Below are 19,349 nucleotides of genomic sequence, written 5' to 3'. Positions count from 1 at the left end.
CAGAAGCGCTAGCCTCAGCACCTAACAAATTCATGACAGTCAAGGGCCTGATCTCGGCATTCACCCAGCAGGAGGACCTCAATTTCCTGCTCACCAACCGGATTCCGCGGGCGGCGCTGACCCGCTTCATGGGCTGGTTCTCCAAGGTCGAGAACCCCTTGGTGCGCGATGCCTCGATCGCCTGCTGGAAGCTGTTCTCCGACCTCGATCTGTCGGAGGCGAAGAAGACCGAGTTCACCAGCCTGCACGACTGCTTCACCCGCGAGCTGAAGCCCGGCCTGCGACCGGCGGTGGCCGATCCTGCCATCATCGCGAGCCCGTCGGATGCGATCATCGGGGCGCATGGGCGGATCGAGGACACGCAATTGTTCCAGGTCAAGGGCGCGCCCTATTCGCTGCTCGATCTCCTCGGCGATGCCGCGCTGGTCGAGCAGCACAGGAACGGCCGCTTCGTCACGCTGCGGCTGACCTCGAGCATGTATCACCGCTTCCACGCGCCCTATGACCTTGCGATCGACAAGGTGACGTTCATTCATGGCGACGTCTGGAACGTCAATCCGATCGCGCTGAAGCGGATCGAGCGCCTTTTCTGCAAGAACGAGCGCGCGGTGCTGCGCGGGAAACTCGCGGCCGGCGAGGCGCTGACGCTGGTTCCGGTCGCCGCCATCCTGGTGGCGAGCCTTCGCCTGCATTTCCTCGACATCACGCTGAACGCGCAGTCGCGGGGTCCGGTGGATTTCCCCTGTGACGCCCATGTCAAGAAGGGCGATGAACTCGGCTGGTTCGAGCATGGCTCGACCATCATCATGCTCGCGCCCGGCAATTTCGAATTCTGCGACAATGTCGCGGAGGGAGCGCGGATCAAATGCGGCGAGCCGCTGCTAAGGAAGCCTGCCAACTGATCTCGTTGTTTCGTTCGCGTCATTCTTTGTGCATGATCTGCACGGAAAACCGGTTTCCACTTTTCCGGATCATGCTTTAGAATAGCCGGGATCGTCGTGCTGACGATCCTAAATCGCAAACCTTTGGGACACGAGATGGCGCGGACGCCTGTGCTGGCGGCGGGAGGCATTGTGCTGCGGGAGACACCGCCGCGCTTCGCCGTCGTGCGCCTGCGCAAGCGAAATGAGTGGGTGCTGCCGAAGGGCAAGCTCGACGACGGCGAGACGCCGCGCGATGCCGCCGAACGCGAGGTGCTGGAGGAAACCGGCCACGACGTCGACGTGCACGAATTCCTCGGCACGCTGGTCTATGATTCCGGCGGCCGTTCCAAGGTGGTGCATTACTGGCGCATGGAAGCCGGCGGCAAGCCGGTGCGCGCGCTGATGAGCGACATCAGGGAAGTCGACTGGCTGCCGCTCGATGCGGCGCTCGAGCGCCTGTCGCGCGGCTATGAGCGTGCGTTCCTGGAAAATGTCGGACCGATCGCGCTGCAGGCCGCGGAGGACGCCGAGCGCGCGCGGCGGGCGCTGGCACGCGCTGCGGCCGCGGAGCGGCGGCGCAGCCGCGCGGCGATGGGCCCGCCGGTCATCGATGAGCAGGACGCCGTCAACCCGTCTGACGTCGCTGACGCGCCCGTGCTCGCGGAGACGCCGGCCATCGAACCGACGGCGTTGGCGCAGAGCGAAGGCGATACGCCGGCGATGGCGCCGGACCGCAGCGCTGCGGAGGCTGGCGACGTGGTCGAGGCGGAGCATGTCGCGGAGGCGGCCGCATCCGAAGCGCCGTCGTCATCCCTGTGCGACATCGCGCCGGGTGCGATGACCGTCCAGCCCAGGCCGCGCAAGAACTTGATCGAGCGCGTGCGCGACTGGCTGCGCCGCGCGGCCTGATCAGCGGCCGATGCCCTGACGTCGTACAGCCGGAGCCGCGGCTGGCTGCCAGCCGTCAATCTCACGCTGCAAGGCAATGCAGTCGCCGCTGAGCTTGGGCGAACCCAATTCACGTGCCACGAGCTGTGCGGCATGAACCTCGGCCATGGCGCCGCGAATGTCTCCGTGTTCCAGCTGGAGCCTGCAGATCTGCAGCCTCAGCCGCACGATCTGGATCCGTCCGTCGATGCTCGACCAGAGCTGGCGGGCGAGATGGAGATGCCGCATGGCTTTTTCGTGATCCTGCCGGGACAGTGCAAGGATCGCCTGCGCTTCGTTGGTGAGCGCGCGGATCGAGGGCATCGGCCAGCGATCCGGATGTCCCGAAAGTTCGCAGATCAATGCCTTGGCCTGACCGGCCCGATTCGTGTGTGCCGCAACCAGCGCCAGATGCGCGAGCAGCATTCCCCGCCGCTGCAGGGTCCACCAGGTCTTGCCGATCAGGCTCCGTTCCAGGCTCGCATGGGCGGCTTCCGCTTCGCCTCTTGCGAGCAGCAACATCGCGCGGCCCGGCTCCGGGCACCAGCCCAGCGTGTAGGCCCTGTCATAGGCTTCAAGCGCTGCGTCCTCATTGCCGATCGCAGACAGAATATCGCCCAGCACCCGGTTGGCATCGCCCATCGACCATGGCGCATCGCTGGTCAGGCGCGCGAGCGCATCCTGAATCCGAGCCAGCGCCTCGTCGAGCGAGCCCCTGACGCCGAGCACCTCGGAGCGATGCAGCTGGCATGAACCCGTCAGTTCCATGCCGCTGCTCGAACAGAAATTCTGGTAGCTCCGTGTCCACTGGTCGGCCCGTGCCCAATCTCCGAACATCCGGGCTGCCCAGAGAATGTTGCAGTAGAGGTTGCCGCCCATGATCGGGTCCAGATTGTTGCTGGACAGTGCGACCGCGGCGGCGTGGTCCTGATCGGCCAGTCCGCCATGGGTGTCGCCGAGGCATAGCCGATAGAAGCCGCGATAGGCGAGGCTCAGAGCTTCGATGTTGAGTGCATCCTTGTATCTGACGGCAGTATAGGCAGCGTCGGCCAACGCGAGTGCCTGTTCCGGCTCTCCATCGAAGGCGGCCAGTTTCGACTTCATCCATAACAGCAAGGCCGTCGTCGGAGGATCGTCGAGCGTTGCGGTCCAGTCTTCCGCGCGCGCGAGCCAGCCTTTTCCGATCGCGGCCTGACCGCTCTCGAAATGCAAACCCGACAGCGCGATCGCGTCGACCGCCGCCCCGGCAGCGTCGCCCGCCTTGCTCTTGGCGCCGACCGCGCGAATAAGAATCGGAACGGCTGCCGCGGCTCTGCCGAGGCATTGCAGGGCGAGCGCCCAATCGTCCAGATCGTCGGCGCTGAGCGCGCCGTCTTCATCGGCGCTCTGAAACAAGGTTGCCGCCTGCAGCCATAATTGTCCGGCCGCTGCGCGTCGCGCGAGACCGATTGCTCCGATTGCACCGGTTGTGCCGTCTGGATTGTGCGCAGCAGGTTCCGGCTGCCTGATCTCGGAATCGTGAAAGAACCGATATCCCTTGCCTGGGAGATTTCGGATCGCTCCGTCCATGCCGCCCTTGCGCAGCGCGGCGCGCAACGAACTCACCGCCCGCTGCAGCGAGTTGTCGGTGACCGTCACATCCGGCCAGATGGCTTCGAGCAGTTCTTCCTTGGATATGACCCGATCGCGGTGTCGAACAAGATAGACCAGCAAATCGAACACACGCGGCTGCAATGGGACCTCGTGCCGCGCGCACAGCAGGACGCGGCCAGCTTCATCAAGCTCGAACAGTCCAAATCCGAAGGCCATGTCTATGGGTGCGGGCTCGGCGGAAAAGGTTCAGGCAAAGATCAGACAAAGATCAGACAATGATCAGACCGCGGTAAGGACAGTCAGCGTCGACGGCGCCTATACATCCCTCACGGCTCGCGATCATCGGAGCCAGGCCTGCTGTTCAACACTCGCAACTGAGGAGATTTCGATGGAACTCTATGTCATTCGCCGTCCGAGCGCCTGGGCCAACATGAGCGAGCTGGAGCTTGCCGGCGCAACCTCCGCCAGGATCGGCGATCAGCAGATGCCGGACCGCGTCCGCTGGATCCGTAGCTACGTGGTGCATGAGGCAGATGGTCGCATCGGCACTTTCTGCATCTACGAGGCGCGCGACGGCGACTCGATCCGGGAGCATGCGCGCTGCGTCGGCATGCCGGGCGAGGAATTCTACAAGGTCGCGACAACCGTGGTGGTGCGTGGTGATCCGGTCCAGCCGCCCATTGCAGCCGAGTGACGCCTGGGGGGCGTCGCATGGCGTATCCCGGCCAATCAATTATCCGGGACGCCATCACTATTTGATCAAGGAAACGATTATGTCGATTTCATTTATGGAGTCCGTGTCAAGTCCGGTACGTAGGCATTTTTCCATCCTGCTTTTGCGCATCCGCCGGATCGTCAATCAATTGGTCGCAGGCATGCTCGCAAACCGCGAGCGGCAAGTCAGCGGCCTGATGCCGCGTGAGCCCGGCAGCCGGCGGTCGAAGCGCGCCGGCGACCGCTGCTCTCGGCCGATCATTCGAAGCGGGCTTCTCGGGCTGGTGATCGCGGGTTTGTCTTCACCCGTGTTCACCAGAGCGGAGGAGCCTGTCGTTCTGGAGCATCGCGCAGCTTCAGTTCAGCAGGCCGTCGTCTCGCCTCAGCGTAGCAAGCACGGCTGCAGCCATCGCTCTGATTGGAGCATCGTTGCCGCATCGACCATCACGGTCCTTCTCGACCGTCGCACGTAATCCGCCGCATCGCAGGGCCAATTGCACTGCACGACGCATTTCAACCCGACTTACGGACTTCCGGCGAGGCTGCGGCCTCGCCGAAAGCCGCACCTCATACTCAAAGGAGATTCACATGAACGTTCAGACCGAAATGCCCGCCGTCGATCTCGCCGCCGTCAAGGCACGCCAGCAAGCCACCTGGAGCTCGGGTGACTACGCCATCGTCGGCACCACGCTTCAGATCGTCGGCGAAATGCTCTGCGAGGCGGTCGACCTGCGCAGCAATCAAATTGTGCTCGACGTCGCCGCCGGCAACGGCAATGCGACGCTGGCGGCGGCACGGCGCTTTGCCGACGTGGTCTCGACCGATTACGTCGGAGCGTTGCTCGAGCGCGGCCGCGAGCGCGCGGCCGCAGAACGTCTGCCCGTCACGTTCCAGGAAGCGGACGCGGACAAGCTGCCGTTCGCCGACGCGAGCTTCGACGTCGTGCTGTCGACATTCGGCGTCATGTTCACCGCCGACCAGCAGCAGGCCGCGAATGAGCTGCGCCGGGTCTGCCGCATCGGCGGCAAGATCGGCCTTGCGAGCTGGACGCCGGAAGGTTTCATCGGCCAGGTGTTCAAGACCATCGGCAAATATGTGCCGCCGGCACCGGGCGTGAAATCTCCCGCGCTATGGGGTACCGAAGCCCATCTCGTCGCCTTGTTCGGTCCCCAGGCGACGGTTGAGGCCACGCGCAGGCACTTCAATTTCCGTTACAAGTCGCGCGAGCATTTCCTCGATATCTTCCGCACTTACTACGGTCCGGTACTGAAAGCATTCGGAGCGATCGATGCCGTCAAGCAGCAATTGCTTGCCGCCGACATGTTCCGCCTGATGGACCAGTTCAATGTCGCGAAGGACGGGACGCTGGTCATCCCCAGTGAATATCTGGAGGCCGTGATCACCAGGCGGGGCTGATCTGCCGCTTGCTGCTTTTTCGATCGGAGCGTGGCGCCGGCGTTTTTCGCCGGCGCCACATTCGTTCAGCTACTGGCGCTTGTCCTTGGGCGGCGGCTTTGCCGCGCGCGGCGGCGGTGCGCGCCGTTGCACGAAGCCGGGGCGTGGCTGCAGTGCGGGCCGTTGCATTCCGGGGCGGATGCCCGGTGCGGCCTGCTGGATTCCGGGGCGGATCTGGCCGGGTGCCTGCGGCACCGGCTCCGCCGTGCCTTGTCGCGGCACGCCTGGCTGACCCGGCTGACCCGCCGGTTGTCCGGGCTGGCGCACGCCGCCCGGCGCCGCTGTGCGGCCGGGTTGCAGACCGCCTTGACGTGCAGGCGACTGTTGTCCGCCGGGCTGCGTCGCGCCGCCCTGACGCGCAGGTTGTTGTCCCGCGGGCTGTTGTCCGGCCGGCGTCCGCACACCGGGCGCGTGCGGCAGCGTCGCGCCGCCGGGTTGGCCGGACAGCGCGTGTTGTGCGCCGCCTTGCTGCTGCGTGCCCGGCTGCTGCGAGCCCTGCCGGCCGGGCGTGCCCGGTTGCTGCGGCTGGCCCGGTCGGTTCGGCTGGCCGGGCTGCTGCTGGCCCGGACGGTTCTGCTGACTCGGCTGTTGCGGAGCGTTGCGGTTCTGGCCCGGCAGGCCGTTCTGGCGCTGAAGGTTCGGCTGCACCGGCTGGCCGCGGTTCGGATAGGGCGCGGCCGGATTGCCCCTGCGGAAGTCGGGATTGGCGCGGCGGAAGTCACGCTGCTCGGACACCACCTGGCGGCCCAGCGTCTGCGCGCTGTGGACCTGGCGCACCAAACCCTGGTCGCGCGTGATCTGCTGCGGCGAGATCGTCAGCGGCACCGCGGCGAAGCGGGCGCCGCCGCTGCCCGGACGAATCGCAAAGCCGCTCGCGCCGCGCGTCAGCACGCCGAGCGAGGCACCGCTGCGATCATTGACCTCGATGCGGCCGACATGCCCGTCGGCGTCGGGATAGAGCTTGATGCCGACATTGTTGCTGGTCGCGGTCGCGCCTTCGGGCACTTCGACGAGACCGGTGGTGCCGCGGATGCCGAGCGTCGCGGTCGGCGTCGAGATCTTCATGTCGCCGGTCCTGGCGACCGCGGCGGCGACGAAGGCCGCCGTTCCCTTGCCGACGCTGAACAGCGCGCTGTTCTGCTGGCCGCCGTCCTCATAGACGTAATTGTCGATCGCGATCCTGGCGTTGGCGCGCAGGTTGAAGGTGGTGCCGTCGTTGAAGGTGATGCCGAGCGAGGAGGTCGCTGATGTCGCGACCTCGTCATTGGCAAAGATGTCGTCGCGGATCTGCAGCGGCGTCGTGGCGTTGTTGCGCGTGACCGTGGCGGTCCCGGTCAGCGTCGCGACGTTGCCGATCGGCTCGGGCGCTGTGGCCTGCGGTATCGCGGCCGGAGCAGGTGTTGCGGGCGCAGGCGTAGCGGGTGTCGCACTCGGCGCCGGGGCCGGCGAAGGTTGGGCTTGCGCGAGCTGCGTCAGCTCGGCCGCGGCATCGGCCGTTGTATGCCAACCGATCGCGACGCCGATGCCAAGCAGAAGCGCGAAGAGGAAGCTGCGGCGCATCACCATCGATTCCCGGGAGGGCACTTGGGGCTCGCAATTGAGCCGCGTCCGGCTGAATGCCGAATGAACGGTCCCGCCTTGTTGTCATGGCAGGCCGCAACGATCAAGCACCGCGCTCCCTCGCAGGAGGCGCGGTGCTTGTTCGCTGTCGGAGGGTTTGGTTAGCCGCGCTTGTGAGGGGTGATGTTGAGTGGTTTCGCCGGCTTGGCCGCAGGCGTATAGCTCGCGGGCTGCGGGGCCGTTGCCGGCGGCACGTAGTGGAAAACCGCCTTGCAGCCGTCGCTGAGCAGCGCACGCTGCCGGACCATGCAGGCGGTGACGCGATCGACGTCGGGGATCTCGGAGCTGCACAGCCGCATCGCGTCGCCGGTGCACATCTGCTGCTGCTCGTCGGTGTAGGCATAGGACGCCGAGGTCAACAGACCGAGCGTGAACGCGGTTGCCGCCAGCAATTTGCCGTGACGACGTGCGGAAGCGGTGAAAGCCATGATGTCCCCCTTGTGATGATCGCGCCGAAGCAGCGCGAGGCCCCGTGCATCCATCACTAGGTAGGCCTGGTTTCAGCAATTCTTCGTCCGCACCGCAAAATGGTTTCGTCGCATCCCCATTTGTTTCGTCAACCACGCCCGGACGGGTACTGGTTACCGCGCCGCCGTGGCCGGAGCTCCCTCGAGCGCGAGCACGGCCTCGCGCTGGGCCTCCGGCATGGCGCGGATGCGGCGCCTGGCGGTGAAGCGCATCGCGGCAAAGCCGCCGAGGAACACCACGATCTTGCTCACGATGCCATAGATCGGCATCACGATCGCCCATGTCGTGATCTCGCAGGTCAGCGCGACGAAGGCGTTCACCGCGGCGGAGACGAACATCAGGCCCGCCCAGGCATAGCCGACGATGACGGCGACATCGGGCACGACGGTCTGCGCGATCTCGGGCAGATAGCGGTTGAGCCAGCCCGGCTTCAGCATCACGACGCCGACGATCGCGTAGATGATGCTCGGCTTGAACAGCACGAAGCGCGGGTCATGGGTGAGCAGGGTCGCGGAGCCGGCGGCGACGACCAGGAACAGGCTCAGCCACTCCATGGCGTCGATCCGCTTCCCGCGCAGGAGCTGGATGCCGATCTGCGCAACGCCGAACGCGATGCCGAGGCCGACCGCGAGCGCGGTGTTGTGGGTCAGCAGAAATAGAACAAGAAAGACCAGGGTCGACGCCAGGTCGAGGGCCAATAGCCTGGCCGCGTTGAGGAAGTGCTTCATCGGGCGTTGAAACTCCACTTGCCGTGTCGCGCGGCCGCACGATCCGTGCATGCGTCGACACCAGTGAGGCAGATTGTCGTGCTGAAGGCCTATCGATTTCTGAAATCGAGGAGTGAATTCTCACTCCGGTCGGGCGATTTCCGCCAGATCAGCGGTTGCCGCGGCCGCCGCCTGACGGCGAAACTCTGATGGCGTCAGCCCGGTGTCCGCCTTGAAGGCGCGGTTGAATGGCGCCAGCGACTGGAACCCGGCATCGAGCGCAATCGTCAGCACCGGCACTTCGGCCTGGCTGGCATCGGCGAGCGCCGCCTTAGCCTCGTCGAGCCGATAGCGGTTGAGGAAGGCGTTGAAATTCCGGTGGCCGAGCCCGTCATTGATCAGCGTGCGCAGCCGGTATTCCGGCATGCCGAGCCGCGCCGCCAACAGGCCGATGGTCAGCCCTTCCTGCCGGTAGGTGCGCTCGGTGGTCATCAGATGGTTGAGGCGATTGAGCGACGCGCGGTCCTGGGGCGCGCGGTCCTTGGTCGCAAGGCCGTCGGGCTCGAACGATCCGGACGCCCGGCCGGCCTGGCCGCCGCCCGCGGCCGGCTGGCTCTCGGGCGGATCGAACAGCATCATCCAGATCGACATCAGCGCGAAGGTGGCGAGGCCGAGCGCGGCGCTCAGGCTGATCGACTGGGTCGGAATTGCCGCCAGCCCTGCCGCGGCGGCGAACACCATCTGCAGGCCGACGCCGATCACCAGCGCGATCAACAGGCGGCCGCGCGCCGTCGTCACGGCGGTGCGCCAGCCCTTCGGAATTTGCGCGACCCCGAGCACGGCGAAGGCGATCGTCGCCAGCGCGAGCATGCGGCCGCACGTCCCGGCGACATCGGGCCAGATCGTCCAGCAATTGTGGCTGACAACGCCTAGGCCGGCGAGGAGCGTCCATACGGCAGCGTGCCAGGGCCGCAAGACGAACTGCGCATCGAATATCGCGCGCGCCCACAGCCAGAAAATCACGGGAGAGCCCATGGCGAAGGCGACGAACGGCGAGCTCCAGCCGAATGACGCTGCGGGAAAGAATGGTGCGGTCGAAATCGCATAGGCCGCGCCAGCCGCGCCCATCGCGGCGCCGAGGCTTGCGGCACGATTGACCGCCGCGTAGCGCAGCAGCAGCACCGCGCAAACGACCAGGAACAGTGCGACCACTGCTCCCCGGAGACCGAGCTCAAGAGCCGTCAACGCCATCGCAAGCCGCCCGCAGGTTCAAATTCACCCTCGACAAGCTGTTCTTATAGCGCTTCGGGCGATCCGCATGAAGGGATGGGTACGAGCCGTGATAAGGCGCGAGGGCGGATGTTCAAAATCCGATGTCCGCCAGCCGGTTGCGCGGCAGCGGACACCGGAGGGATCTCCAATTGCGACGGCCTAGCTGACCCGCTTCCAGGTCTGGCCGCCGCAGAACATGCCGCCGAAGGCGCAGCCCTGCACGCGTATCGCATTCGAGCCCTGCATCGCGATCGTCGAGTCGTAGTCGCGGCCGGAGTCGGGATCGTGGATGCGGCCGCTCCATTTGCTGCCGTTGGGCTTCATGTTGATCAGGATGCGTTCGTTGGTCTTCACCGAATAGCCGCACAGATTGGCGCCGCAGGCTTCGACGCGGACATTGCCCTTGTTCTCTTCGGTGACCCAGACGCCGACCGGTCCGGTCGGTGCCGGGGCGGCGGCAATGGGAGCGGGCTGTGCCGCGACCGGGGCCGGTGCGGGCGCGGCTTCGACCGGCGCAGGGGCTGCCGTCGCAACCGCCGTTGACGGGGCGGGAGGAGGCGCTGAAGGCGCGAACACCGTTGCAACCGGCGCGGCCGGCACCGGCTGCGGCGCGTCCGACGACGCCACATCGTCGTCATCGTTGGACTTCGAGCCGAGAAGATTGATGTTGCCGATGGTGCCGTTATAGCCCGGCGCCGAGATGCGGATGCAGGACAGCGCGCTGCAATTGCGCGGCGCCTCGACATGGATGCGCTGGCCGTCGATCTGGAACGTGATGCCGGAGCCGCCGGCATGGGCTGATGTGGTGGCCATCAGCAGCGCGGCGATCGCAACGAACGTTTTCATGACAGTCTCCGTGGGCGTTGGGCGGCGGGGTTTGATTGATCCGGACGCTACCCGCTGTCGGCGCCGGCTTCCGTGATCGATGTCACGTAGGGCGAGCCGCGCTCCTGACTACGCGGCTGTCCAATTTGTAACCGAATGCCATCGAACCTGAGGCTTCGTCGCGCGCGACCGATGGAGGTCAACGCTCTTCCGCAAGCGATGGAGGCAAACATGAAACGCTTGAGCCTGGTCGCGCTGCTGCTTGTCGCTTGTAGCGCCGTCGCCGCCCATGCCGACAACGACATCTACACCAACATGTTGAAGCAGCGGCGCGGCGACGACGCGCTGCATGTCGACACCGCATTCTGCGATGCGCAGTTCGGCGCACCGCAGAACGGCACGCCGACGTCGCGGCGATACAAGAGCTGCATGCGCGCCCGCGGCTGGCGCTTCAGCCGAACCATCCGCGAGCCGCGCCGCCGCGACGACGGTTATCCCGATCCCGACAATCCCGGTCTGGTCTGCCACGACTTCACGATCGGCGGCATCACCGGATCGAGCTGCTCGAATTTTTGAGCCACCGTCATTGCGGCTCGCCGCGCGAGTAACAATCTGTTTCCAAGACAAGGAAAATTACAAATGATTGATCGGTTTTGTTTGCAAAATCGGGCAGTCGTTGATGTTCTACTTATGAGCGAATACGACGTCCAGCGATGCACAACGACAATCAGAAAGCACCGAAGGAGCGAAAGCCGAAGGCGCGCAAGTTCTATATCCTGAACGAGCGTTTTGGAGAGAGGCCGGCGGATTTCGAAGTCGAGAATCTGGCCGTTCTGCGTGGGGGTCAGGGTGCGCTTGCGCCGCCAAAAGGAAGGAGGGGCTTTCCGGCCTATCCGGAGGTGCCGCGCGTCGTGATCGGTAAGCTTGGCAGGAAGGCGTCTCCGCCCCGCGACTTCGAGCTCTTTCATTCGTATTGGCTGGTTTCTGATCCTCTCAAACGGCTGTTTGAAGAACTCGATCCGGACGCCTTCGTCTTTCTCACGTGTGATGTCCGACTGGCGGATGGGTCAGCGGGGCCGATCTATTGGCTGTGCGACGTCGTCCGCGTTATCGAGGCTTTTGACCAAAGGACGTCTGACGAACTTCGGAAGCATCGATATCGCGGCCTTCTTGGCAATACTTCCCTCGTTTTCGACGACGAAGCCATCGGCAGCGCCCGCGTCTTTTGCACGCCGCACGCTGTCAACATCTTCGCCGATCAAAGCGTCAAGGATGCCTGCAAGCAGGCTGGCATCAGGGGAGCGATGTTCACACCTTGTTTCAAGGAGTGAGATTGGACCACGGAGCGGGAATGCCCGAGCGAAATAGGGCGCGCAAGTTTTATATAATGACCTGCAATTTTGCGGGAAAGCCGCCCGATTTCGAGGTCGAGAATCTGGCTGTTCTGCGCGGAAGCGCGGGAGCCCTTGCACCGCCAAAGGGAAAGCGCGGTTTTCCGGCCTATCCGGAGGTGCCGCGCATCGTGATCGGCAAGCTCGGCAAGAAGGCGGCCCCACCCACCGATATCGAAATCTTTCATTCGTACTGGCTGATATCCGATCGCCTGAAGATTTTGTTCGAAGACCTCGATCCGGAGGCTTTCGCGTTCCAGGCCTGCGAGGTTCGACTGGCGAATGGATCACCGGGGCCGAGCTATTGGCTGTGCGACGTCGTGCGCGTTCTCGAAGCCTTTGGCCCAAGTACCTTGGACGACATCCGCAAACATCCTTACCGCGCATTCCTGCTGGTCAGGGAATCACTCGTATTCAATGAAACGGCGGTCGGCGAGGCTTACGTTTTTTCCACGCCATACTCCGTTGAAATCTTTTGCGACCAGCGTCTCAAGGATGCCTGCAAGCAAGCCGGCATGAAGGGAGCGACGTTCAAGGCTTGTTTCAACAAGTGAGCTTGGATCGGGAAGCGGCCGACGGGAGAGGACGGCAACGTGGAGCGCTGGAGACCGAATTTGGCAACGCAATCGTGGGATGGGAATAGGCATGGTCTATCTGCTTGAACCTGTGCCACGCCGCTGGATGCGCACTGCGGGAGTCCTGGGGGATTTGCTGCGCAAACAGATCGATGGCATCGCGCTGCAACCCGGCGACGTCCCGGCGGAGAAGAAGCTCGAAGGCCGGTTTGAATTGCCGGATTTCGGCAGCGCGGGAGACGGCTTCCGTTTTGTCTCCGACCGCGGTCGGGCAGCGCTCGAGGAGTTGACGCCGGGCTGTGTCGCGTTCTTTCCGATCAGTCTGAAGGTGCCGACGCGCATGCGGTCGGCCGAAGCCTATTTCTTCTTCGATGTGTTGCCGCGTGCGCAGCTCATCGACTGGGATTCAAGCCCGACCGGTCCGCGCCTGGTACGTGCAGCGGATGGCAGGGAGAGCCGCGCCCTCGGGTCTATGATCACCGACCCGTCGGTCAAGTTCAAAGCGGAGAGGCCGGAGACGCCGCCGATCTGGCGCGAGGCCGATCTGGATCGCCCGACCGTGAATTTCTTTGTCAGCAAGAAGCACGTCTTCCTGCGCGACGAAACATGGGAAGCTCTGAACGCAAGGTTTCCAGGCCAACTCGTGGCCAGGAAGTTCGCTTAGGAGGGGACCATGCGGAATGTTTGGGACCGAGCCTGGCGACGCAATCGGAGGGTGGGGCATGGTCTATTTGCTTGAACCGAAGCCATACACCTGGATACGCAGTCCCGGCTTGCCGTCAGAATTGTTGGACAAACAGGTCCATGGCGTCACGCTGGCGCACGAAGACGTTCCGGCGGAGACGACGGTCAAAGGCAGGGTCGCACTACCTGATATCTGCCATGCTAACGACGGCCTGCTTTTCGTCTCGGAGCGAGCACGCGCCGCACTGGAGGAACTGGTGCCGGGCCGTGTCGCGTTTTTTCCATTGAACCTAAAGGCGTCGGAGAATCTGCTGGTTGGCCGAGGCTTCTTTCTCTTCGACGTGTTGCCGCGCGCGCAGCTGATCGACTGGGATCTAAGCCTGACCGCCCCGCGCATCGTACGTCCAGCGGATGGCAGGGAGAGCCGCGCCCTCAAGGCTGGGATCGCGGACCCGTCGGTCAAGTTCAAAGCGGTGAGGCCGGAGACGCCGCCGATCTGGCGCGAGGCCGATCTGGATCGCCCGACCGTAAATTTCTTCGCGAGCAAGAAGCACGTCTTCCTGCGCGACGAAACTTGGGAAGCGCTGAACGCGAGGTTTTCAGGGCAACTCGTGGCCCGAAAGCTGGGGTACTAGCTCGTCATGGTTGAAGCGCATACCGGCAGACACGGCAGGGCAAGTTCGGACATGACCATTCCAACAGCCGAGAAGCGTGCGAAGACCAGAGCACGGAAATTCTATCTCATGGGTCCAGACATTACGAAGGGCGGCGGAGCGGGCTTTGAGGTCCAGAATTTGGCGGCCCTGCTCTGCGGACGGAGAGTCCTCGGTCCGCCTGTTGGCGAGCGCGGCTTTGCAGATTTCGACGAGCCGCCCCGTGTCTTGATTGCAGGGTCCCTCGGTCGCCCCCCTCGAGACCTGGAGATGTACCACGAATACTGGCTGGTGTCGGACCGTCTAAAGCAAGTGCTTGAGGCAGTGGATCCCGCCGGAATCGCCTGTGTCAAATGCGCAGTTCGGAATTGTGATGGGACAGATAGACCTGACTATTGGCTCTGCGATGTCTTGCGCGTTCTGGATGCGGTCGATGAGGGCGCATCTCGCGTCAAGATAAGTCGTAGAGATTATGAAGGGCGGCCCTGGAAGGGCTACAGTCTTCTTGGGGGTGCCAGCCTTATTTTCAGAGGTGACGTTGTTCGAGCCGCGCATATCTTTCGGCTGCAATTTCTGACGCCGCAGATCATCTGCGATCAGGAGTTGAGGGACGCCTGCAAGAAATCGGGTCTGAAAGGCATCCGGTTCAGAGATGCGGCAAATTACCTCGGATATTGATTCTGCTTGGTGCAGCGCTCGGAATTGTCACGGGAGAGTTTGATGACCGATCGGGGCAAGCGCGCGGCTCAGGGAGCGCGGAGTTATTACTCGATTGAGGTCGATTTCAAGGTCGCCAGTAAGTCGAAGTATCCTAAATGGGTGAACAAGAAGGAGCAGATGAAGGGCTTCTTTCCGCGGCCAGAACAGGCCTTTCGCGGGTTGCATTTCTCCGAGCCGCCGCAGTTCAGATTCGAGCGTAAGCGCATCAGTTCCGCATTCCTGGATGCGGAACCAGTCACGCTTAGCATTTGGCTGATTTCGGATCGCCTGAAGGTCTTGTTCGAAAAGCTCGATCCGGAAGCTTTCGTATTCCACAAGGTCGAGGTCGACTACGGCGATGCGCCGAATCCTGGTCCCGATTTCTGGTTTGTCTACATCATGCGGACGCTTGACTGCATCGATGAGGAACTCTCAGTCATCAACTATTATGACAACATCCCGGGCATCAAGAACTATCGGGCTCTGATCGATGTCAGGATGAGGCCGGAGGCCGTCGGCGCAGCGCACGCGTTCCGCCTGACCTATGCCAAAAGCACGTTGATTGTGGATGACGTCATCGTGGCGGCCTTGAAGGCCGACAAAATCCGTGGCTTCGAATTCAAGCCGATCCAAAAATAATTCGACCGGACGCGACCCGACAATCGCGGCCTGGTCTGCCATGATTTCACGAACGGCGGCAGCACCGGATCGAGCTGCTCGAATTCTTGACCCGTCATCCTGATCCGTCATCCCGTGGAGGCCGCACAGCGGCCGTCTCGAAGGATCGACGGCCCGATTGTGGCCGTGCATCCTTCGAGGCTCGCAAGAGCTCGCACCTCATCAGGATGACGGGGCGGGTGTGTGTTGATAAAAACGTAAAGCGCCCGGCGGGGTGGCCACCGGGCGCTGAACTCAATGCCAAGTCGAATGTCCTAGAACACGCCGAGAATGATGGCGCCGACGAAGGCGAACGCGATGTACGCGGCCACAATGCTCAGCTTGCTCAGCAGAGGACTCGCGAAATCCATTGGGGGGTGCTCCCTTGGTTCACAACGCTGCCCGCATTAACGCTGAAGCTAGCAATCGGTTCCTGGTCGAAAAAGTCAGCGTTGCTGTCCGGCCCGCACTTCCCTGGCAATGCCGCATTGCGGTACCCGGATCAAAACGGCGTCGAATCAACGCGTTGAAGCGTCCTCAAATATTTTCCGGGGACCTCTGAACCTGACAGTGCCTGCGGGGCCTTCCGGGCGGTTGCTGACCTTCGAAAGCGGGCTCTCGACGTCACGTCGTCCTATGGCGGCGAGGGTGTCGTTCGCTGCACCTGGTGATCGAGATGATCGATCTCTGGCAGGGCAGGCGTTGCTCTGCCGAGTTCCAACGCATGGTTAAGGAGCGTTGAAATCAACGCGTCGTATTGCGTTGAAGAGTCTTTAATCAAATTCGCAGAACCTCCGCGCCATGACGCGTGGAGTTCGTTTGTATCTCGTCGGCTCCCTTGTCCTTGTGTCGCTTGCTGGTTGCGGCCGCGGTCTGTTTCAGACCGCAGAGCGCGAGCCGTGGCGGGCCGAGGCCGAGGCCGCTTGCCTGAAATCCGGCGCGGTCAAGGAAAGCGCCGACCTCGTCCGTATCGATCCGATCTCCGGGCCCGGCGCCTGCGGCGCCGAGTTCCCGCTCAAGGTCGGCGCCCTCGGCGAAGCCAGTTCGGCTTACGGATTTGCCGACGACAGCCTGCGTCCGCCGGCCGCGATCGGCAACCAGCCGCGCTGGCCGATCAACCGGCAGCCCCCGCCGCCCGCGCAGGCGCCATACTCCGATCAAGCGGTCGGCCAGCCGAGCTACGGTAGCCAGCCGAACGGGCCGGTCTCGCTGTCGGCGCCCGGCGTTCCGCAGCAACAGGACGAGATCGACCTGCCGCCTGACGGCTCGCCCGACGCCAGCGGCGAGCGACCCTATTATCCGGGCCTGCCGTCGAATCAGCGGCGCGACAGTGCGGCCGCGCCTTACTCGCCGGCGCCGTATTCGCAGCAGCCGCCCGGCGCGGCGGCGCCGCCGCCACGGCTCGGTCCGTCAGGTGGCAACCCGGTCGGGACGGTCGGTCCGGTCGCAGTGAAGCCGGCGGCGACGCTGGCGTGCCCGATCGTCTCGGTGCTCGAGCGCTGGCTCGCCGATTCCGTGCAGCCGGCGGCGCAGCGCTGGTTCGGCGCGCGCGTCGTCGAGATCAAGCAGATCTCGGCCTATTCCTGCCGCGGCATGAACGGCAATTCGCACGCGCATATTTCCGAGCACGCGTTCGGCAATGCGCTCGATATCGCAGCCTTCACGCTCGCCGACGGCCGCCGCATCACCGTGAAGGATGGCTGGAAGGGCCTGCCGGAAGAGCAGGGCTTCCTGCGCGACATCCAGGCCGCCGCGTGCCAGCAATTCACCACCGTGCTGGCGCCAGGCTCCAACGTCTATCACTACGACCACATCCATGTGGATCTGATGCGCCGGGCGAGCCGGCGCCTGATCTGCCAGCCGGCCGCCGTCTCCGGCGAGGAGGTCGCGGCACGCGCCGGCGGCCGTAACCCCTATGCAACGCGCGAACCTTATGTCACAGGATCGCTCGGCGGCAGAAAGCCGGCTCCGCGGGGTAAAGCGGGGGTCAACGAAGAAGACGAATTCGCCGACGAATAGGGACGCGTCTGATACTCCGTATTTTTACTGGGGATGCCGTGCAAACGGTAGCCACTATTTGCTGCATATGCTCGTTCAGCTGGGCGCAGCCGGCTGGTTACTGGGGGATTGCTTTGCAAGACGTGCCGATCATTCTCGTCATCGAAGACGATCGTGATCTTCAGATGATGGTAGAGGACGCCCTGAGGGACGGCGGCTATGAGCCGGCGATCGCAGGCTCGGGCGAGGAAGCTCTGACGCTGCTGAAGGCGTTCCGAACCAAATACAGTGCCCTGGTCACCGACATCCGCCTGCTTGGCCGGCTCGACGGCTGGCGCGTGGCGCGCGGGGCCCGCGAGATCGATCCGTCATTCCCGGTGCTCTACATCACCGGCGGCGGCGGCGACGAGTGGCCGACCCGTGGCGTGCCGGACAGCGTGCTCCTGAACAAGCCGTTCTCGCCCGACGAACTGGTCGCGGCCGTGACGAAGCTGCTCAAGAACGGCGCGCCGGCTTGAGCGATTGACCGCTCCCCCACAACTGGCGATGCGGACCTTCGGCGGGGCAAGGCCGGCATGAATGACTTCGCACAGTCGATCACGGCGGCAGCGTCACTGATCGCCAGTCGCGATCCGGTGCTGCTCGGGATCGTCGCATTGTCGTTGCGCGTCAGCTTGCTGGCGAGCCTGCTCGCGCTTCTGATCGGTGCGCCGATCGGCGGCTGGCTTGCGATATCAAGGTTTCGCGGACGGCAGGTGGTGATCGTGCTCGCCAATGCCTGTCTCGGCCTGCCGCCGGTCGTGGTCGGGCTCGGGCTATATCTCCTGCTGTCGCGTTCGGGACCGCTTGGCTTCGCCGGCCTGTTGTTCACGCCGACGGCGATGGTGGTGGCGCAGGTCATCCTGGCCACGCCGATCGTGGTCGCGCTGGTGCATCGTCCGGTCGCGCTGCTGTGGGCGGAATATGCCGACCTGATACGCACCGACGGCCTGTCCCGCCTGCGCAGCCTTGCGCTGCTGTTCTCGCTCGGCAGCGCCTCGCTTCTCACCGCATTCCTCGCCGCCTTCGGCCGCGCCATCGCGGAGGTCGGCGCCATCATCATCGTGGGCGGCAATATCAGCGGCTATACGCGAACGATGACGACGGCGATCGCGCTGGAAACCAGCAAGGGGGAACTGGCGCTCGGTCTCGGCCTTGGTGTGATCCTGCTTGCGCTGAGCGTCAGTGTCAGCACGATCGCGTTTCTGCTAGTGCGCGGCGTTGGGGAAAAATAGCTGCTCGCCGCCGACCTTGTAGCCGGCGATGGCCGACTGCCCAGCCTGCGAGACCAGCCAGTCGATAAAGGCTTGTCCGTCCCCCGCCTTCACCGTCGGATGCTTCGCCGGATTGACCAGCATCACGCCGTACTGATTGAACAGTCGCTTATCGCCTTCGGTCAGCACGGCGAGCTCGCCGCGATTCTTGAATGACAGCCAGGTGCCGCGGTCTGACAGCACATAGGCATTCGACGCCGACGCCATGTTGAGCGCCGGACCCATGCCCTGGCCGATCTCGCGATACCACTGGCCCTTCGCGGAACCGAGATCGACACCGGCATCCTTCCAGAGCCGCAACTCGGCCTCATGCGTCCCGGAGTGGTCGCCGCGCGAGATGAAGGCGGATTTCGTCGCGGCGATCTTGCGCAAGGCGTCCGCGACATCCTTGTCGCCGGCAATGTGCGCCGGATCGGCCTTCGGGCCGACGATGACGAAGTCGTTGTACATCACGTCATGCCGTTTGGTCGCAAAGCCCTCGGCCAGGAATTTCTCCTCGGCCACGCGATCGTGCACGAACACGACATCCGCATCGCCGCGCCGTCCGATGTCGAGCGCCTGGCCGGTGCCGACCGCGACCGCCTTCACGGCAATGCCCGACGCCTGCGTGAAGCGCGGCAAGAGATAGCCGAACAGGCCGGATTGCTCGGTCGATGTCGTAGAGGCAACGACGATGGAGGGCGTCTGCGCCAGCGTGGGACCGGCGACCAGCAGCACGGCAGCGATGACGAGGTATCGGAGGAGGGATGTCATGCGGTCAGGATAGGATGGAGGGCCGACGGTCACCATGCGTCAATTGATTCGGTGACGCAACGCGGGCCGGAGACGCCGCGCGATCCCCTGTGAACTGGCGGCGCCTATTCCGTCTTTACACA

Annotated in this window: 23 protein-coding genes; 16 read left to right on the top strand and 7 right to left on the bottom strand. The window is 64.0% G+C overall.

From position 1 onward, the window contains the following. Positions 1 to 32: 32 nt before the first annotated feature. Together asd and HAP48_RS03090 are read left to right on the top strand one after the other, a co-directional pair. Positions 33 to 902 (top strand): archaetidylserine decarboxylase, encoded by an 870-nt coding sequence (asd, locus tag HAP48_RS03095; RefSeq protein ID WP_166216950.1) that lies wholly within the window; start codon positions 33 to 35, stop codon positions 900 to 902. Between the two features lie 135 nt (positions 903 to 1,037). Further along, positions 1,038 to 1,832: an NUDIX hydrolase gene (locus HAP48_RS03090; protein WP_166214844.1), complete on the top strand. Its 795-nt coding sequence runs from the start codon at positions 1,038 to 1,040 to the stop codon at positions 1,830 to 1,832. Here HAP48_RS03090 and HAP48_RS03085 read toward each other — a convergent pair whose 3' ends face one another. Then, the gene (locus HAP48_RS03085) at positions 1,833 to 3,608 is read right to left on the bottom strand and encodes a winged helix-turn-helix domain-containing protein (protein ID WP_234622372.1); all 1,776 of its coding nucleotides are present in this window, start codon (positions 3,606 to 3,608) and stop codon (positions 1,833 to 1,835) included. On the opposite strand from HAP48_RS03085, the gene HAP48_RS03080 reads away from it, so the two are divergent. The 4 genes from HAP48_RS03080 to HAP48_RS03065 all read left to right on the top strand — a co-directional run bounded on the left by HAP48_RS03080 (position 3,540) and on the right by HAP48_RS03065 (position 5,573). Then, the gene (locus tag HAP48_RS03080; RefSeq protein WP_234622385.1) at positions 3,540 to 3,722 is read left to right on the top strand and encodes a hypothetical protein; all 183 of its coding nucleotides are present in this window, start codon (positions 3,540 to 3,542) and stop codon (positions 3,720 to 3,722) included. The genes HAP48_RS03085 and HAP48_RS03080 overlap by 69 nt on opposite strands. A gap of 109 nt (positions 3,723 to 3,831) precedes the next feature. Next, positions 3,832 to 4,137: a nickel-binding protein gene (locus tag HAP48_RS03075; RefSeq protein ID WP_029078950.1), complete on the top strand. Its 306-nt coding sequence runs from the start codon at positions 3,832 to 3,834 to the stop codon at positions 4,135 to 4,137. A gap of 79 nt (positions 4,138 to 4,216) precedes the next feature. Further along, complete coding sequence (locus HAP48_RS03070) at positions 4,217 to 4,630, top strand: hypothetical protein (protein ID WP_166214848.1); 414 nt, start codon at positions 4,217 to 4,219, stop codon at positions 4,628 to 4,630. Positions 4,631 to 4,745: 115 nt separating this feature from the next. Next, the gene (locus HAP48_RS03065) at positions 4,746 to 5,573 is read left to right on the top strand and encodes a class I SAM-dependent methyltransferase (protein ID WP_166214850.1); all 828 of its coding nucleotides are present in this window, start codon (positions 4,746 to 4,748) and stop codon (positions 5,571 to 5,573) included. A gap of 69 nt (positions 5,574 to 5,642) precedes the next feature. Here HAP48_RS03065 and HAP48_RS03060 read toward each other — a convergent pair whose 3' ends face one another. The 5 genes from HAP48_RS03060 to HAP48_RS03040 all read right to left on the bottom strand — a co-directional run bounded on the left by HAP48_RS03060 (position 5,643) and on the right by HAP48_RS03040 (position 10,525). Then, positions 5,643 to 7,196 carry a FecR domain-containing protein gene (locus HAP48_RS03060; protein ID WP_420869849.1) on the bottom strand — a complete coding sequence of 518 codons (1,554 nt, stop codon included), beginning with the start codon at positions 7,194 to 7,196 and terminating at the stop codon, positions 5,643 to 5,645. A gap of 137 nt (positions 7,197 to 7,333) precedes the next feature. Continuing rightward, the gene (locus HAP48_RS03055; RefSeq protein WP_224496892.1) at positions 7,334 to 7,660 is read right to left on the bottom strand and encodes a hypothetical protein; all 327 of its coding nucleotides are present in this window, start codon (positions 7,658 to 7,660) and stop codon (positions 7,334 to 7,336) included. Between the two features lie 153 nt (positions 7,661 to 7,813). Beyond that, positions 7,814 to 8,446: an inner membrane-spanning protein YciB gene (locus HAP48_RS03050; RefSeq protein ID WP_224496891.1), complete on the bottom strand. Its 633-nt coding sequence runs from the start codon at positions 8,444 to 8,446 to the stop codon at positions 7,814 to 7,816. A gap of 102 nt (positions 8,447 to 8,548) precedes the next feature. Continuing rightward, positions 8,549 to 9,658 (bottom strand): AraC family transcriptional regulator, encoded by a 1,110-nt coding sequence (locus HAP48_RS03045; protein ID WP_166214852.1) that lies wholly within the window; start codon positions 9,656 to 9,658, stop codon positions 8,549 to 8,551. 180 nt (positions 9,659 to 9,838) lie between these two features. Continuing rightward, complete coding sequence (locus HAP48_RS03040) at positions 9,839 to 10,525, bottom strand: DUF2147 domain-containing protein (protein WP_166214854.1); 687 nt, start codon at positions 10,523 to 10,525, stop codon at positions 9,839 to 9,841. Positions 10,526 to 10,735: 210 nt separating this feature from the next. On the opposite strand from HAP48_RS03040, the gene HAP48_RS03035 reads away from it, so the two are divergent. From HAP48_RS03035 to HAP48_RS02990, 10 genes are all read left to right on the top strand, one after another. Then, complete coding sequence (locus tag HAP48_RS03035; RefSeq protein WP_166214856.1) at positions 10,736 to 11,080, top strand: hypothetical protein; 345 nt, start codon at positions 10,736 to 10,738, stop codon at positions 11,078 to 11,080. Positions 11,081 to 11,217: 137 nt separating this feature from the next. After that, positions 11,218 to 11,835 carry an imm11 family protein gene (locus tag HAP48_RS03030; protein ID WP_166214858.1) on the top strand — a complete coding sequence of 206 codons (618 nt, stop codon included), beginning with the start codon at positions 11,218 to 11,220 and terminating at the stop codon, positions 11,833 to 11,835. 2 nt (positions 11,836 to 11,837) lie between these two features. Then, positions 11,838 to 12,449: an imm11 family protein gene (locus HAP48_RS03025; RefSeq protein ID WP_166214860.1), complete on the top strand. Its 612-nt coding sequence runs from the start codon at positions 11,838 to 11,840 to the stop codon at positions 12,447 to 12,449. A gap of 91 nt (positions 12,450 to 12,540) precedes the next feature. Further along, the gene (locus HAP48_RS03020) at positions 12,541 to 13,134 is read left to right on the top strand and encodes an imm11 family protein (protein WP_166214862.1); all 594 of its coding nucleotides are present in this window, start codon (positions 12,541 to 12,543) and stop codon (positions 13,132 to 13,134) included. Between the two features lie 58 nt (positions 13,135 to 13,192). After that, the gene (locus HAP48_RS03015; protein WP_166214864.1) at positions 13,193 to 13,789 is read left to right on the top strand and encodes an imm11 family protein; all 597 of its coding nucleotides are present in this window, start codon (positions 13,193 to 13,195) and stop codon (positions 13,787 to 13,789) included. A gap of 51 nt (positions 13,790 to 13,840) precedes the next feature. Further along, complete coding sequence (locus HAP48_RS03010; RefSeq protein ID WP_166214866.1) at positions 13,841 to 14,485, top strand: imm11 family protein; 645 nt, start codon at positions 13,841 to 13,843, stop codon at positions 14,483 to 14,485. Between the two features lie 42 nt (positions 14,486 to 14,527). Next, on the top strand, positions 14,528 to 15,145 hold the full coding sequence (locus HAP48_RS03005) for an imm11 family protein (RefSeq protein WP_166216962.1): 618 nt from the start codon (positions 14,528 to 14,530) through the stop codon (positions 15,143 to 15,145). Between the two features lie 819 nt (positions 15,146 to 15,964). After that, positions 15,965 to 17,182 (top strand): extensin-like domain-containing protein, encoded by a 1,218-nt coding sequence (locus HAP48_RS03000; RefSeq protein WP_166214868.1) that lies wholly within the window; start codon positions 15,965 to 15,967, stop codon positions 17,180 to 17,182. A 113-nt stretch (positions 17,183 to 17,295) separates the two neighbouring features. Then, on the top strand, positions 17,296 to 17,679 hold the full coding sequence (locus HAP48_RS02995; RefSeq protein WP_050403215.1) for a response regulator: 384 nt from the start codon (positions 17,296 to 17,298) through the stop codon (positions 17,677 to 17,679). Between the two features lie 57 nt (positions 17,680 to 17,736). Further along, entirely contained in the window at positions 17,737 to 18,435 is a 699-nt protein-coding gene (locus HAP48_RS02990) for an ABC transporter permease (protein WP_166214870.1), read from the top strand. Here HAP48_RS02990 and HAP48_RS02985 read toward each other — a convergent pair. Next, positions 18,409 to 19,227: an ABC transporter substrate-binding protein gene (locus tag HAP48_RS02985; RefSeq protein ID WP_166214872.1), complete on the bottom strand. Its 819-nt coding sequence runs from the start codon at positions 19,225 to 19,227 to the stop codon at positions 18,409 to 18,411. The two genes, HAP48_RS02990 and HAP48_RS02985, sit on opposite strands and share 27 nt — an antisense overlap. Between the last annotated feature and the right edge of the window lie 122 nt (positions 19,228 to 19,349).

It is taken from the genome of Bradyrhizobium septentrionale (assembly GCF_011516645.4).
GTDB classification, from domain to species: Bacteria; Pseudomonadota; Alphaproteobacteria; order Rhizobiales; family Xanthobacteraceae; genus Bradyrhizobium; species Bradyrhizobium septentrionale.
This window is presented reverse-complemented; position numbering and strand designations above follow the sequence as displayed.